12 protein-coding genes are annotated in these 15845 nt (G+C 43.4%); 10 read left to right on the forward strand and 2 right to left on the reverse strand.

The genetic code is table 11. From position 1 onward, the window contains the following. The first annotated feature begins 4 nt into the window (after positions 1 to 4). From NLF92_RS06755 to NLF92_RS06800, 10 genes are all read left to right on the forward strand, one after another. A complete protein-coding gene (locus tag NLF92_RS06755; protein WP_254100155.1) occupies positions 5 to 1807 on the forward strand; it encodes a BatD family protein in 1803 nt (600 codons plus the stop codon). 91 nt (positions 1808 to 1898) lie between these two features. Continuing rightward, positions 1899 to 3752, forward strand: a complete 1854-nt coding sequence (locus NLF92_RS06760) for a DUF885 domain-containing protein (protein ID WP_254100109.1) — start codon at positions 1899 to 1901, stop codon at positions 3750 to 3752. Positions 3753 to 3916: 164 nt separating this feature from the next. Continuing rightward, positions 3917 to 4426, forward strand: coding sequence for a sigma-70 family RNA polymerase sigma factor (locus tag NLF92_RS06765; protein ID WP_254100111.1), 510 nt, complete (start codon positions 3917 to 3919; stop codon positions 4424 to 4426). Beyond that, complete coding sequence (locus NLF92_RS06770) at positions 4419 to 5210, forward strand: DUF3379 family protein (protein WP_254100113.1); 792 nt, start codon at positions 4419 to 4421, stop codon at positions 5208 to 5210. The genes NLF92_RS06765 and NLF92_RS06770 overlap by 8 nt, the downstream gene beginning before the upstream one ends. 82 nt (positions 5211 to 5292) lie before the next feature. Then, entirely contained in the window at positions 5293 to 6801 is a 1509-nt protein-coding gene (gene putP, locus NLF92_RS06775) for a sodium/proline symporter PutP (RefSeq protein ID WP_254100115.1), read from the forward strand. 204 nt (positions 6802 to 7005) lie between these two features. Beyond that, positions 7006 to 7911 carry a sulfate adenylyltransferase subunit CysD gene (cysD, locus tag NLF92_RS06780; protein WP_254100117.1) on the forward strand — a complete coding sequence of 302 codons (906 nt, stop codon included), beginning with the start codon at positions 7006 to 7008 and terminating at the stop codon, positions 7909 to 7911. After that, the gene (cysC, locus tag NLF92_RS06785) at positions 7911 to 8507 is read left to right on the forward strand and encodes an adenylyl-sulfate kinase (RefSeq protein ID WP_254100119.1); all 597 of its coding nucleotides are present in this window, start codon (positions 7911 to 7913) and stop codon (positions 8505 to 8507) included. The genes cysD and cysC overlap by 1 nt, the downstream gene beginning before the upstream one ends. Beyond that, on the forward strand, positions 8507 to 9319 hold the full coding sequence (gene cysQ, locus NLF92_RS06790) for a 3'(2'),5'-bisphosphate nucleotidase CysQ (protein WP_254100121.1): 813 nt from the start codon (positions 8507 to 8509) through the stop codon (positions 9317 to 9319). The genes cysC and cysQ overlap by 1 nt, the downstream gene beginning before the upstream one ends. Before the next feature lie 3 nt (positions 9320 to 9322). Next, a complete protein-coding gene (gene cysN / locus NLF92_RS06795; protein WP_254100123.1) occupies positions 9323 to 10738 on the forward strand; it encodes a sulfate adenylyltransferase subunit CysN in 1416 nt (471 codons plus the stop codon). 24 nt (positions 10739 to 10762) lie between these two features. Next, the gene (locus NLF92_RS06800) at positions 10763 to 12487 is read left to right on the forward strand and encodes an SLC13 family permease (RefSeq protein ID WP_254100125.1); all 1725 of its coding nucleotides are present in this window, start codon (positions 10763 to 10765) and stop codon (positions 12485 to 12487) included. 70 nt (positions 12488 to 12557) lie between these two features. Here the strand turns inward: NLF92_RS06800 and NLF92_RS06805 are convergent, their stop codons facing one another. Both NLF92_RS06805 and NLF92_RS06810 read right to left on the reverse strand, forming a co-directional pair. After that, complete coding sequence (locus NLF92_RS06805) at positions 12558 to 14441, reverse strand: ammonium transporter (protein ID WP_254100127.1); 1884 nt, start codon at positions 14439 to 14441, stop codon at positions 12558 to 12560. 194 nt (positions 14442 to 14635) lie between these two features. Further along, the gene (locus tag NLF92_RS06810; RefSeq protein WP_254100129.1) at positions 14636 to 15841 is read right to left on the reverse strand and encodes an ABC transporter permease; all 1206 of its coding nucleotides are present in this window, start codon (positions 15839 to 15841) and stop codon (positions 14636 to 14638) included. Positions 15842 to 15845 lie beyond the last annotated feature (4 nt).

The raw sequence follows: 15845 nt of genomic DNA on the forward strand, positions 1-15845 counted from the left end.
ATTGATGAATTGTTTAACCATGAAATCCCATATTACCCAAGTATTCCCAAGCGCTTTGCGCAAATCACTCACTGCTGTGTTATATGTAGTGTTATGGCTAGTATTAGGGTTGTGTAGCTTACATGCACTCGCACTAGATACCATTACTGCGACAGTCGATAAAAATCCTGCGATGGCAGATGAGTCAATTACATTAACGGTAGTGGCCAATGACAGCATGCAACGCAATGATTTCGATCCCTCTATTTTGGAAAATGATTTTAAGGTGATTCGCACCTCGGTCAGTTCGCAGACACAAATTATCAACCTCACGCGGTCTGTAACCACCACTTGGACGACTATTTTGTTTCCCAGACGAACTGGGCGTTTACGTATCCCAGCGATTACCATCAATAGTATCAGCTCTGATCCCATTGATGTGTTAGTTGTGCCGGTATCACAACAAAGCCAACAAGAAACCCGTGATATATTTATTACTGCCGAAGTCACGCCCCAAGATGCCTATGTACAACAGCAACTGACGTATACCGTTAAACTGCACTTAGCCGTCGAATTAGAGCGCGGTTCTTTACAAGTGCCCACGATAAGCGGCGCAGTGATGGAACAATTAGGAGAAGATAGCGAAGCGACTACGATTCAAAACGGTAAACGCTATCGGGTCGTCACTCGGCAGTATTCGGTGATCCCACAAACCTCAGGTGAGTTAACTTTACCCAGCCCGATTTTTGAAGGGAATATTCGTACCCGTAATCGCGGCAGTTTTGGCGGTTTATTTAACCCTAGTAAACCCGTAAACCAAATTGGTCCAGAAGTAACCATATCAGTGTTACCGATCCCAGAGGGTTTCACAGGTTCATGGTTACCGAGTGAGTTTGTGCAAATCAATGAAGAGTGGTCCAGTGCACTGGACAAATTGACCGTTGGTGAACCCATCACGCGCACGATTACTTTAAGTGTGTTGGGCGTCGATGAATCCGTATTACCTGGTTTCCCAGACCGCTTACCTCCGAGTATTAAAGCTTACCCTGACCAACCCCAGATTACCTCTGTCAACAAAGACGGTACTCTGATTGCTCAACGCGTAGAAAATATCGCCTTAGTCCCCAGTCGTGCCGGTACTTTTGTGTTACCTGAAATCAGCATTCCTTGGTTCAATACTCTGACGCAACAAACTGAATTTGCGAAACTCCCTGCGCAAAGCATTACGGTCCAACCTAATGCCGCTAGCTCAGCGCCTGCTCAGACACCTTTACCCTCTCAACCAAGTACAGCAGAGCCCGCAAATGTTGCAGAACCTAGTCTTAAACAATCCGCAGAGCAAACACTATCGCAAGTTCCTGAAAATGGCTCTCAGCAGGTATGGATTTGGCAGATTTTGACGGCTGTTCTTGCTCTAGCGTGGGCTGTTCATGTCTGGTATTTACGCAAATATTCTGTTACTACCGCCTCAGAACAACAGAGTCAGGCTGCGCATAATGCACAAAAAGATAATGAAAAAACAGTATTTAAACACTTATTAGATGCGTTAAAACAACAAAACTCCGCACAATTAGATAACTTGCTCAGAGATTGGTTAAACTGCTGGTATCCTGCCCGGCCTCGCTTGACTCAATATACTCAAATCATCTGTGACCAGAGTTTTAGTGAGTGGGTTGCGAGCTATTATGAAAGCCGCTATGGTAGCGCTGAGAGTGACCAACAAGCTCAGGTCTTGCGGCAACAGTTAACGCAATGGGTGGTAGAGCATCGCAAAGCTTTACAACAAAAAACAGCACACCATTTACAACCTCTTTATCCCGATACCTAAACATTGGGCTAAGTAGTCAATAATAAATGGCTAGGTTAAGTGGTGTAAACTTGATACAAAACATTAAAACAATAACAAAAAAGGAAATAACATGCTTTCACGTTCGTCCAACAAATTATCATTGAGTGCCTTAGCTCTAGGGATTACACTGGGCCTTAGTGGGTGCACTGATGCCAACAACACAGCCCAGCAAGCCAATACAACGACAGCATCTTCTGCCCAAGTACAAAATGAAAGTACGCGTTTAGCTGATTTTTTTGCAGCAACGTTTGCTGAAGATGTTGCTAACTCCCCTTTGCGCCAGTCTTATCTAGGTATCAAAGACGATTATGACAAATGGGATGACATGTCAGATGCAGCAACCGATGCCAATATCGCAACGTTACAAGCACGTTTAGTCCAAGCCAAAGCATTTGACCGGACCCAACTAACCCCTACGGAAAATATCAGTTTAGATATTTTCACCTTAGATATTGAACGTCGTTTAGCGAATGATGAATTTAGACATCACACATACATCATGCATCAGTTCAGGGCGTTTCATACTCTGGTACCGAGTTTCTTAATTAACATTCATCGTGTGAGCGAAGAAAGTGACGCAGCAGCTTATATCCAACGATTACATGGGGTTGCCCCGATGTTTGACCAAGTCATTGACCAACTGCGTATCCGTGAAAAACTAGGTGTTTTTCCACCAAAATGGTCTTATGACCAAATGATCCAGGCCTCGCAAAATGTCATTACAGGCTACCCTTTTACCAAAGACGAAGCTGACTCAACGATTTGGGCTGACTTCAAGAAAAAAGTGCAAACATTGGATTTAGATGATGCCAGTACCCAAAGTTACTTAACCCGAGCAGAAAATGCTTTATTGACCAGTGTGCTGCCTGCTTATGAAAAAATGATTGCTGAACTGACCAAACAACGTTTGTTTAGTCCAGCTGGCGATGGTGTTTGGCGTTTACCAGACGGTGATAAGTGGTACCAAAATCGCTTAAACTGGTTCACCACAACAGAACTCAATGCCGAAGAAGTCCATCAGATTGGTCTGGATAACGTCGCACGTATTCACAACGCTATGCGTGACATTATGCAACAAGTAAATTTTAGTGGCGACTTAGCTGAGTTTTTTGTGTTTATGCGCACCGATCCCCAATTTTATTATCCAGCAACAGATGCTGGGCGAGCAGATTATATGGCTGATGCAAAGGCTTATATTGATGCCATGGAAGCAAAAATCCCAGAGTATTTTGGTTTAACCCCCAAAGCCCCAATGGTCATTAAACGCGTCGAAGCTTTCCGCGAAAAATCTGCCGGTAAAGCCTTTTATCAATCCCCAGCTAATGACGGATCTAGACCCGGAATTTATTATGCGAACTTGTACGATATGAGTGCCATGCCGTCCTATCAAATGGAAGCGCTGGCATATCACGAGGGGATCCCTGGGCATCACATGCAACGCGCCATAGCCCAAGAACTGGAGGGTATTCCTGAGTTTCAAAAATACGCTAGTTTTACCGCTTATACCGAAGGCTGGGGCTTGTATACAGAAGAACTAGGCAAAGATATGGGGTTCTATACAGATCCCTACTCCGACTTTGGCCGTTTAGCGATGGAATTATGGCGCGCCTGTCGCTTAGTTGTTGATACCGGTTTACATGCCAAAAAATGGACCCGTGAAGAGGCGATTGCTTATTTGGTAGAAAATACGCCGAACGCTGAATATGATGCTATAAAAGCAATCGAGCGATATATCGCAATGCCAGGACAAGCGACCGCGTATATGATCGGTAAACTCAAAATCATGGAGCTACGCGCTAAAGCCCAAGTCGAATTAGGTGATGATTTTGATATTCGTGGCTTCCATGATGAAATTTTAAAAGATGGTCCTGTACCACTGTCTTTATTAGAAGAAAAAATTAATACCTGGATAGCACAGCAGTAATTCTAAGTATCAAGGGATAAGGATTCTGTCGCACTTGTGTCGACACATTCGTTATCCCTTTTTAATATTTTCTAACACATGCCGATGGATTAGGTATGCTCACAACAAGGAACAATATCCTGTCTTGTTGAAATTTTTTTCAGTCGAGTCAGGTCTATTCTGTTATGCACACAAAACATACACAATACGAACGCTTAGTCCGCGCTTTTCATGCCGATATTTACCGCTATGCGGTTTGGTTAATCAAAGATCCCTCGATTGCTGAAGACGTGGTTCAGGAAACGTTTTTGCGCGCTTGGAAATCATTGGATGCTTTGCAAGACGAAAAGGCAGCCAAAGCTTGGCTGATCACTATTTTGCGGCGAGAGAATGCACGACGCTTCGAACGCAAACAACTTGACGTGGTCGATATTGACGATGTCGCGACACCTGATCCCAATGCAACCAGTAACGCACATGCTCAACATCGAGAGTTAACAGCAGCCATTCATCAATTAGAAGATGAGTACAAAGAACCGTTAATACTCCAATCTCTCTTTGGTTATACCGGAGAAGAAATCAGCGATATTTTAGATTTGAATAAAAACACAGTGATGACGCGCCTGTTTCGTGCGCGAAATCAGCTCAAAAACATCATGAACCCAACTGACTTACAAGGACAAGCTAATGGATGATTTAACATTTCGTCGCGCAGTGCTTGCCGACCCGACCACGAATGCTCCGGAAATTGTTAGCGCAGCGCAAAACAATCCCGAACTCGCAAAGTTTTGGTTAACGCTCAAACAACAAGAACTCGCGCTAAAAGACATACTCAGCGTCCCCGTTCCGGTTGATTTGGCGGATAAGTTACTGTGGCATACCCAAGCTCAAGAAGACAAAACCGAGCAGTCTAATACGTCACTACAACACACTTCACGTTCTGCGCCAACAATCAGAAATACTGGGGCTGAGGTAAGCGAATCCAGCACTAAAGAAAAGACAGGACAACCATGGTACCTTGCGGCAGCTGCTAGCATCATGTTGGCCGTGAGCGTATTTATGATCAACACCCAATCGAATGACTTGAATTTGTATCAAGATGCACTGGCCCATATTCAACATGCGGCAGAGCACGAACTGGCTGATGCAGGTGAAGTCACCCTAGCGGATATCAACGCGAAACTTGCATCTTTACACGGCGTGCTAAATGCCTCTGTGGGCAAGGTTTTATCTGTGAATTTTTGCTCGTTGGATGGGGTCAGATCGCTGCATGTTATGGTCGGCAATAAAGAAAATCCAACTTCCTTATTTATTTTACCTAAAAATACCACGTTAGATGGTGTGCCTACCACAGCTAGTACAGCAGCGACCATTGATTTTGCGGATGCAAAAGTACTGGTGATGGGGGAAGTGGCAGAAACGGTACAGTCATTAAAAGCCCAAGTAAAAGCACATTTAAAATTTACCATACATGACTAAGCACTTTTACATTTTACTGTTTAGATAAGGGTTGTTACACTGTTTACGTCTTTATATATAACAACAAAAAGCGTGGACAATTATGTTATCTAGTGTGTATATCTCCCTCGGTCTTTATTTCATTGTCATGTTAGGGATTGGTTTATTTGCCTATCGCAATACAGAAGAGGATGTTGAAGGTTATTTATTAGGTGGACGTAAACTGTCACCTGCGGTGGTAGCCTTATCTGCTGGCGCTTCTGATATGAGTGGTTGGATGCTTATGGGCTTACCCGGTGCCATGTATGTCAGTGGTTTATCTGCATCTTGGATCGCTATTGGTTTAGTCATAGGGGCTTGGTGTAATTATTTGTATGTTGCCCCTCGTTTACGGGTGTATACCGAAGTTGCGAATAACGCAATTACGATCCCTGACTTTTTCGCCGAACGCTTCAACGATACCTCACATATTTTACGGATCGTTTCGGCCATTGTGATTATCGTATTTTTTACTTTGTATACTTCCTCAGGATTAGTTGCAGGCGGAAAGTTATTTGAGTCTTCTTTTGGCCTAAATTATGAACTTGGCCTCTATATCACTGCTGGCGTGGTCGTAACTTATACCTTGTTTGGCGGTTTTATGGCCGTCAGTTTAACCGACTTTGTCCAAGGCTGTTTAATGTTCATCGCCCTGATCCTGGTACCGACAGTGGTTATGTTTGAACTAGGTGGCATCACTGCGACGATGCAGAGCATTTCAGCGATCGACCCTGCCTATTTCTCTTTGTTCAACGCTGTCGGTAGTTCCGAGAGTTTGACTGTTCTGGGGATCATTTCCTTAATGGCTTGGGGGCTTGGATATTTTGGCCAACCACATATTATTGTGCGTTTTATGGCAATTCGCTCAGTTAAGGATATGCCTATAGCACGAAAAGTGGGTATGTCATGGATGATCCTGGCCTTGGTTGGTGCTTTATCTACTGGGTTATTTGGGATGGCATATGTTGCGGCAAATCCCATGACTTTGGCAGATCCAGAAACGATTTTTGTCGTGTTGTCACAAGTTTTATTTCATCCTCTTATCGCGGGTTTTTTACTTGCTGCAATCTTAGCGGCAATTATGAGTACCATTTCCTCTCAACTACTGGTGACATCGAGTTCACTGGTCTCAGATATTTACGAAGCCCTCTTAAATCAAGATGCCACTGATAAGCAATTAGTCTTGATTAGCCGTTTAGCGGTCCTGGGTGTGGCAATCCTCGCGATTATCTTAGCCATGGGTGAAAACCAATCTATCCTAGGTCTAGTTAGTAATGCATGGGCAGGATTTGGCGCAGCGTTTGGTCCGGTTATTTTATGCGGTTTATATTGGTCTAAAATGACCCGTTTAGGCGCTATTGCAGGCATGCTCAGTGGCACTGTTGTCACGCTAGTGTGGTTGTATGTGCCTTTTGCTGGAGAGGTTTTAAATGCATCACTGTATGCTATCGTACCAGGGTTTATCGCGAACATTGGTGCCATTTATCTTGTGAGTCAGTTAGACCAAACAAACGATCCCCAAATGCAAAACACCTTCAATACCGTGGTAAAAAAACTCAAAGAAGAGGCTTAACTCCCGATATACAATGATTGACTCAAATGATCCCCATTGAGTCAGTCCTCACTTCTCAGTGGTTTACAAAGATCTCGGTAACACCAAGATATCTAGATCTTTGTAAACTTATTAATACCAAAAAGACATTAAACATCTCAGACAGTAGATGTTAATGTTCTAGATATAGAATTATTTAGAATATAACCATGGAACCCATAGGTAATGACTGACACAGTAACCCACCTAAAACAACTCGAAGCCGAGAGTATCCATATCTTTCGTGAAGTCGCAGCTGAATTTGATAACCCTGTCATGCTGTATTCTGTTGGTAAAGACTCTTCAGTGTTGCTGCACCTAGCACGTAAAGCATTTGCCCCAGGCCGTATTCCATTTCCTTTATTACATGTCGATACCACATGGAAATTTAGAGAAATGATTGAGTTTCGTGACCAAATGGCCAAAAAACACGATTTGGACCTACTGGTGCACACGAACCAAGAAGGTATCGACGCGGGCGTAGGCCCATTCTCTCATGGCAGTGCAAAACACACTGACATCATGAAAACCGTCGCTTTAAAACAAGCTTTAGACAAATATCAATTTGATGCTGCATTTGGTGGCGCACGTCGAGATGAAGAAAAATCTCGGGCCAAAGAACGTGTGTATTCCTTCCGTGATCAAAATCACCGCTGGGACCCCAAAAACCAACGCCCAGAATTGTGGAATATTTATAACTCACAAGTCAATAAAGGCGAAAGTATCCGCGTCTTCCCGATGTCGAATTGGACAGAACTTGATATCTGGCAGTACATCTATTTAGAAAACATTGAAATTCCCTCGTTATACCTAGCTAAACCAAGACCTGTGGTAGAGCGTGATGGCGTATTATTTATGGTCGATGATGACAGAATGCCATTAGAGCCAGGTGAAGTCCCAATGCAAAAATCCGTGCGTTTTAGGACACTCGGTTGTTACCCATTGACCGGTGCCGTCGAGTCTACCGCTGACACCTTACCAGAAGTTATTCAAGAGATGTTGTTGACCACCACATCTGAACGCCAAGGACGCGTCATTGACCACGACTCGAGTGGCTCTATGGAGAAGAAGAAAATGGAAGGATACTTCTAATGTCAGATAATATTGTATGGCACGAATATGCCGTCAACAAAGACGTCCGTGCTGAGCAGAAAAATCAACAAGCACGCGTGATATGGCTAACCGGACTGTCTGGTTCGGGCAAGTCGACTATCGCTAATTTACTCGAACAAAAACTTGTCGCAGAAGGGAAACACACCTACTTGTTAGATGGTGACAATGTCCGCCACGGGTTGTGTGGTGATTTAGGTTTTAGTGATAAAGACCGTGTCGAAAACATTCGTCGCATTTCGGAAGTCGCAAAACTTTTTGTCGATGCAGGGACTATTGTTTTGACTGCGTTTATCTCTCCATTTAGAGCGGACCGTGATTACTGCCGACAAATCTTAGGTGCAGCAGAATTTATCGAAGTGTTTATTGATACCCCACTGGATGTGTGTGAAGCACGCGATCCAAAAGGCTTGTACAAAAAAGCTCGAGCGGGTGATATTCCCCATTTCACTGGGATAGATTCGGCTTATGAGGCACCACAGGCACCAGAAATACAGCTGGATTATGTCGCTGATGAAAGTGCAACTGACACGGTAACGCGTTTATATAATGCCCTGACTGCACAAGGACTATTGTAATGCTAAATAGCATAGAGTTGTCCAACATCAGTTCTGATATTGTGGAGCTGGCACATGCGGCAGGCCAAAAAATACTCGATATCTATGCCAAAGACTTTGCCGTCTATACCAAGACCGACACCAGTCCTTTAACCGAGGCCGATCTTGCGGCTCATAATGTCATTGTAGATGGCTTAACAGCCTTAGGTGATATTCCTATTTTATCCGAGGAGTCGGCAGATATTCCTTGGACGACACGCCAAACTTGGTCTGAATATTGGTTAGTCGACCCGTTGGATGGCACCAAGGAGTTCATTAAAAAGAACGGGGAATTCACCGTGAATATCGCCTTGGTACAAAATGGTGTGCCCGTCTTAGGCGTGGTTTTTGCCCCAGTGTTAAACCGTACTTTTGTCGGTGTCGCCGAGCATGGTGCGTTTGAGCTAAACGCGAGTGGCAAACACCCAATTACTGCTGCAGACAAAGCAGCTGCGGATATCTATAAGGTAGTGGGGTCACGTTCACATACATCACCACAAACCCAGTTGTTCTTAGATGCGTTAGATAAGCCCACTGAAATGGTCGCGATGGGGAGTTCTTTGAAACTCTGTTTAGTGGCAACGGGCGAAGCACATTTTTATCCTCGTTTAGGCCCCACCAGCGAATGGGATACCGGTGCTGCACATGCTGTCGCACTGGCTGCAGGCGCTCGAGTGACTGAGCTATTGGAGGATGACATCCCTCTTGGAGCGAGCTCTCCTGAACGTTTACCGAGTCTGACCTACAATCAAAAAGATTCCGTTTTAAATCCTTTTTTCTTAGTGAGTTGTTAAATCATGGAAATCAAAAATTCCTTACTTGAAACAGATATTCATGGCTACCTAGCGCAGCATGAACAAAAAGATATGCTCCGTTTTCTAACGTGTGGCTCGGTTGATGATGGTAAAAGTACCCTCATTGGGCGTTTGTTACATGACTCGAAAATGATCTATGAAGACCAACTGGCAGCGATTACCAATGACTCCAAAAAAGTGGGGACGACCGGTGAAAAAGTTGATCTGGCTTTATTGGTAGACGGCTTACAATCACAACGCGAACAAGGTATCACGATTGATGTTGCCTATCGTTATTTTTCGACTGACAAGCGCAAATTTATCATTGCCGACACCCCAGGACACGAGCAATATACGCGTAACATGGTAACTGGCGCATCGACATGTGACGTAGCGATTATTCTGGTCGACGCCCGTGAAGGCGTAAAAACCCAAACCAAGCGTCATTCATTTTTAACCTCTTTGTTGGGAATTAAAAACGTAGTGGTTGCGGTGAATAAAATGGACTTGATGGATTACTCACAAAGCGTGTACGAAACCATCAAAGCGGATTACTTAACATTTGCCGAAAACTTATCCATTACTAATATCCAGTTTATTCCCTTATCGGCCTTAGAGGGTGATAACGTGGTGAACTTAAGTGAAAACACCCCGTGGTATACAGGTACGACACTGATGACGATGCTGGAAACGATTCAGATTGACCGTTCGGTCAACAGTGCAGATTTTCGCTTCCCTGTGCAATACGTCAATCGTCCTCACCTAAATTTCCGTGGCTTTGCTGGCACTGTCGTCTCTGGTGAAATTGCTGTGGGTGATGCAGTCACGACCTTACCTTCTGGTAAGTCATCTACAGTAAAATCGATTGTGACATTTGATGGTGAGCTCACATCGGCAGGTCCACAATCTGCGGTCACCATCACACTAGAGGATGAAATTGATATTTCTCGGGGTGACATGATTGTCAAATCTGATAACCAGCCTTTGCAAGGGACTGAGTTTACTTCTCACCTAGTGTGGATGGATGAAGCCGCGTTAATCCCGAACAAGCAATATAATTTCAAATTTGCCACTCAAAAAGTCGCAGGCTCTGTCACCAATATCGATTATTTAATTGATGTCAATACACTCGAGCAGACCTCTAGTGCGCACTTACAATTAAATGAGATTGCTAAAGTCGATATTAAATTGACCCAATCTGTTGCTTGTGATGCCTACACGCGTAATCGTCAAACTGGTGCTTATATCATTATTGATAGATTAACCAATGCCACCGTAGGTGCGGGTATGATCCTCGATAAAAATGAAAAAGCCTCGGCGAACCAACATGCTTATAGTGAATTTGAAGTTGAGTTCAATGCGTTGGTGAGAAAACACTTCCCGCATTGGGGTGCTGTGGATATCACGCAACTTAAATAATCTAAATAGAAATAGGAAAACACTGTGGCCTTCCAACAGATAGTGGTCTTAGGAATATTTTTGCTGACTATTGGTGCATTAATATTTAGCCGATACCGCCCTTCCATGGTGTTTTCCCTAACTATTCTGGCACTTTTAGTCAGCCAAACGATTAGCATTGAGACCGTTTTAGCCAATGCGACTAACCAAGGTTTAATTACGCTGATACTGCTGTTGTTGGTCAGTGCGGCCATTGATAAAACCGCCTTGCTCAAACGCGTAGCTCGCAAACTGGTAACCCATAATTACCAGCAATCTTTTTGGCGCTTATTTGGTATTTCTTTTATCGCATCTGCGTTTTTAAATAATACCGCTGTGGTTGCTAGCCTGATTGGGCCGGTGAAACAAAATCAGCACCACGCGGCATCTAAATTATTGATCCCCCTTTCCTATGCCGCTATTTTAGGTGGAACGGTCACCCTAATTGGTACCTCAACCAACCTGATTGTAGATAGTTTTTTATTAGAATATGGCCATACTGGTTTTGCTTTTTTTGATTTTACTCTCTTTGGTCTAACCGCAGGTATCATCAGTGGCGTTGTGTTGTATTGTTGCAAAGGGTTACTCCCGTCTTATCAAACCGACAATGCAATGCATAATGTGTACTTATTAGAGGCAGAAGTTAGCTTAGACTCTGAACTCATTGGCAAAAGTATAGAAGAAAATCACCTGCGTAATTTACCTGAATTATTCCTCGTCGAAATCATACGCAACGACACCAAGCTTGCTCCGGTGTGTCCCGATGAGATTATTCAACCCGGCGATAAACTCATTTTCAATGGCAATGTACAAAAAGTGGATGCTTTGTCACATATTAAAGGCCTGAGCTTATTTGCTGAAAACGATGGTTTAATGCAATCGGAACTCACCGAAGTGGTGATTTCAAACCGCTCATCGATTATCGGTAAAACACTCAAACAAGTCGGATTTAGAGCATTATTTGATGCTGCTGTGGTCGCGATTCGTCGAGATGGTGAGACCTTGTCAGGTAAGTTAGGTGAGCTGACGTTACAAACGGGTGATTTTCTCCTGTTGGCAACCGGACCTGATTTTACGCAACGCAACAACATCACCAAACACTTTTTTATCGTGTCCGAACAACGTATTGCGCGTAAATTATCAGGGGTGCAAGATGGCCTAACCATCGCGGGTTTTGGGCTGACTATCGCCCTAGCGGCGCTGGGGATCTTGCCGCTCATTTATGGACTCATCTTCTTTTTGGCACTCTTGTTATTGTTAAATGTGACCTCTTACTCCGAGGTAAAACGAGGCCTTCCTTTGAATTTAATGCTCGTCATCGTAGGCGCATTATCGCTCTCCTCAGCCCTCACGTCCTCTGGTTTAACGGCTGTTTTAACCGACACATTGGCTCCTGTTTTATTACAAAGCTCACCGTTTATGGCGTTAATTATCATTTATATTATCACGCTGTTACTGACTGAATTTGTCACCAATAATGCAGCGGCGGCGTTAATGTTTCCTTTTGCCTGGGCGGTCATCAGTGCGTTAAACGCACCAGTTATGCCTTTTGCGCTGGCGGTAGCGTTTGCTGCAAGTGCTAGTTTTATTTCCCCATATGGTTATCAAACGAATCTACTGGTGCACAATGCTGGGCAATACCTCTACAAAGACTTTGTCAAAATTGGCTTACCTGTTTCCTTTGTATATTCAAGTATTGTGTTAAGCCTATTACATTGGGTCTATTTTTAGCGCCTGTATTAGGTGGATGTTTGTAGTTTGAGAGCATTTAGGAGTAAATGCGTCTCAGCAAAGTATGTGTTTACGCAATGGACTCTTCACTTTCTTCACATATTTCGATGCGATTGCGACCATTATTCTTGGCTTGGTACAAACCATTATCTGCTCTTTTTAACGCTTGGTTGGGATCTTCATTTTGTTGCATGAGTGTGATGCCACCACTCAAGGTAATTGGGATATTGGTATTGTTGGATGCTTTTAATGGTGTATTTTGTATAATATTTTTTAGTTTATTGAGTAGCTCAAATGCAACCACTAAATCAATATGCGGAAAGATTATCGCAAACTCCTCGCCACCAATCCGAGCTAAAGTATCGGTGGTTCTGACATTCTTTTTCAGTAATTGAGCAACATGTTGAATCGCTTCATCACCCACATCATGCCCATAGGTATCGTTAATTTTTTTGAAAAAATCGATATCCAAAATAGCGACGCAGTATGTGCCGCCGTAGCGCTGTAAATTTTCACTCTCTTTATTGAGTGCTTGATTAAAGGCAAAACGATTATGCAAGCCAGACAAATCATCGTGACTGGCAAAATGCAGCGCTTTTTCCAAATCGTGTTCATTTTTTCGAGCTTGACGTGCAAACATATCCACTATTTTATTGTATTGTTGGGCGACTTGGTAACTATCAGAGTATTTGTCAACACTGATTTTTTGCGTCGAACCGCCTTGTTTTATCATATTCGTGAGTTGTGTCAGCATATCCGCATTTGTCCCTACCAAATCGTGCTCACTTTGATTTAAGCCGATGAGTTCATGTTCTGGATTAACGCGAAAATGAATGAAGTGAGAACATAGCCAAAGCAGTAAATAGGTGGTACCGAATACAAAAATACCAACCACAATAACGCCAAGTCCTTGGATTAATAAATTCTCAATCAAAGATTTATCATTGGTTTTGGTCAACACAAAGGCAGTGGCAAACGTCGCATAGATGCCACCCGCTAAATGCACAGGGACGGCACCAATCGCATCGTCAATTTTATGCTTGTTTAACCAATCATATACAGGCATTGGGATCAACCCACCGACCAAACCAAACAGAATCGCTTGGTAGGGTAACATCAAGTCAGCGGACCCTGTTACTGATATCAGACCGACCAGACCGCCATTGACCATCGGTAACACAAGCGGTTTACCATATTTGACATAGCTATAAATCAGGCCTGCAGATAAACCAGAAACTCCTGCCATGATGGTATTGGTAATCACCTTTGATACCGTATCATCAAAGCGCAGTAATGAACCGCCATTAAAACCAATCCAGCCAATCCAAATAAGTAAAGAGCCTAAACAGGCAAAGGTGATTGATGATGGATGAATATCTTGTCCATCATTATCGTATCGACCCAAGCGAGGACCAATAAAAAGAATCGCGGCAAGGGCAACCCAACCACCGACTGAATGGACAACTGTGGAGCCTGCAAAATCGTAGAAACCTATATTTGCCAGCCAATTCAAAGAACTTGGGTGCCCTAAAACCCCACCCCATACCCAACTACCGACAATGGGGTAAATACAGGTTGCAACAATGGCCGTAATGAATGCATAACCACCAAATGACATCCGTTCAGCAACGGCACCCGATACTATTGTTGCCGTGGTGGCACAAAACATCGCTTGGAACACAAAGACAACAAAGACAAACACAGGCTGTTCAGACACCAAGGGGTGGATAGCAAAAATAGAGTCTGCGCCGATCAGGAACATGATACTAAAACCAACGAAACCATAACCCAAAAATGCGACACACAGATCAAGTAGGTTTTTCATCACCACATTGATATTGTTTTTAGAGCGAATCAGTCCGGATTCAAGACAGACAAAACCTGTCTGCATAAGTAGAAGTAAACTAGAACAAAACAATAGCCATAGTGTATCGATTTGTGTCAATGCTTGCATAAACCCGGTTCCTTTGGGTAGTGGATGTCCATCAGTACATTGTTATCGGCACGTGAAAATAGAACTATAATATGGAGTTGTTCTTGGAGAGTAAAACCAGCAAGCCCTCGTACCAAAAATGGGTTGGTACGGGGACTTGTCAGCATGTTTGTAAATAATAAAATTTACAGCGGTTAAAACGAGGGCTATCTAGCCTAGCGAAATAATACCTTCTCCTGTTTGAACCAATACGTACAAAAAGCAATTAATACGCCGGCAATGAACGTCGTCGATAAGAAAATGGGGACCAACGCAACATAATCCATGGTGCCTTTAATTAGCTCTTTGATAGCTAAAGCCACATTTGTTAACGGGATCCAAGCATATATCCCTTCTAATTTTATCCCGGGCAACATGGCAATAATAATGGGCACAATCACTACAAACACCAACGGTGTCATATAACCTTGCGCTTCTTTAAAACTTTTTGCATAGATAGATAAACTGAGTAATACCGCAGAGAAAATAGCCACGACTGGGATAAGCATTAAAAACATCAAAACGAAATCTAAGGCACTGATCGCTCCCATAAATTCTGTTAATAGCTTAATTGCCATACCTTGTGACATCACCACGCCCCAGACAAATAGACTTCCGACGGTGATCATAGCTGAGGTCACCCCAGCAAACGCAATTGTGAAAAATTTACCCAATACGAGCTGATTTCTTGGAATCGGAGAAATAAGTAACGTTTCTAAAGTACCCCGCTCTTTTTCACCCGCGCCAATATCGGTCGCAGGTAACATGGCTCCTTGTAAACATAAGATAAACACCAAGTATGGGACGAGCCCACCAATTTTCTCGCCTAGATCTTCACGTTTGTCGGCGGTTGAGATCTTCTCAATGAGAATCGGATCTAACAATCCGACTTGGATTTCTTCGCTCACTCCCAATCGCGCAAAAGCATCGGCTTGGTTGACAATAGCAATGTCATCAATGACTTCATAAACACGTCTTTGCGCGTTATTTAGACCTGCGTCATTTAAATACAAAGATAACGTTAACTGCCCAGCCGTTATAATATCATTCGAAAAATTCTCAGGTACGACTAGGACAAAATCGACAGTCTGCTCGGTAACGAGGGCTTTTATACCGGCTTCGTCAGCCCGAGTCACGGTGGTTTCTATCAGAAGCAAATCGTCTCTAGCCGCCATTTTTGCCGCAAACTCTGGCGCGTATTGAGCGCCGATCAAAGCATAATTCAAGGTTTTTTCTTGCGCTTCTTTGATCACTTTGCCGGAAAAATAGGCTACGCTACCAAAAATCAAAGGAAAAAGTAACAGAGGTAATGCCACCATAAAAAACAATGTTTTACGATCGCGCAATAACTCTTTGATTTCTTTAGTAAATACTAACCACATAATA

Source organism: Opacimonas viscosa, from assembly GCF_024199005.1.
Taxonomy (GTDB): Bacteria; Pseudomonadota; Gammaproteobacteria; order Enterobacterales; family Alteromonadaceae; genus Opacimonas; species Opacimonas viscosa.

Excerpts from the sequence above, each read along its gene's own strand:
- NLF92_RS06770 (WP_254100113.1), top strand. The coding sequence starts at position 4,419 with ATGGATGATTTAACATTTCGTCGCGCAGTGCTTGCCGACCCGACCACG.
- NLF92_RS06805 (WP_254100127.1), bottom strand. The coding sequence starts at position 14,441 with ATGCAAGCATTGACACAAATCGATACACTATGGCTATTGTTTTGTTCT.
- NLF92_RS06810 (WP_254100129.1), bottom strand. The coding sequence starts at position 15,841 with ATGTGGTTAGTATTTACTAAAGAAATCAAAGAGTTATTGCGCGATCGT.
- cysN (WP_254100123.1), top strand. The coding sequence starts at position 9,323 with ATGGAAATCAAAAATTCCTTACTTGAAACAGATATTCATGGCTACCTA.
- cysC (WP_254100119.1), top strand. The coding sequence starts at position 7,911 with ATGTCAGATAATATTGTATGGCACGAATATGCCGTCAACAAAGACGTC.
- cysD (WP_254100117.1), top strand. The coding sequence starts at position 7,006 with ATGACTGACACAGTAACCCACCTAAAACAACTCGAAGCCGAGAGTATC.
- cysQ (WP_254100121.1), top strand. The coding sequence starts at position 8,507 with ATGCTAAATAGCATAGAGTTGTCCAACATCAGTTCTGATATTGTGGAG.
- putP (WP_254100115.1), top strand. The coding sequence starts at position 5,293 with ATGTTATCTAGTGTGTATATCTCCCTCGGTCTTTATTTCATTGTCATG.
- NLF92_RS06760 (WP_254100109.1), top strand. The coding sequence starts at position 1,899 with ATGCTTTCACGTTCGTCCAACAAATTATCATTGAGTGCCTTAGCTCTA.
- NLF92_RS06765 (WP_254100111.1), top strand. The coding sequence starts at position 3,917 with ATGCACACAAAACATACACAATACGAACGCTTAGTCCGCGCTTTTCAT.
- NLF92_RS06755 (WP_254100155.1), top strand. The coding sequence starts at position 5 with ATGAATTGTTTAACCATGAAATCCCATATTACCCAAGTATTCCCAAGC.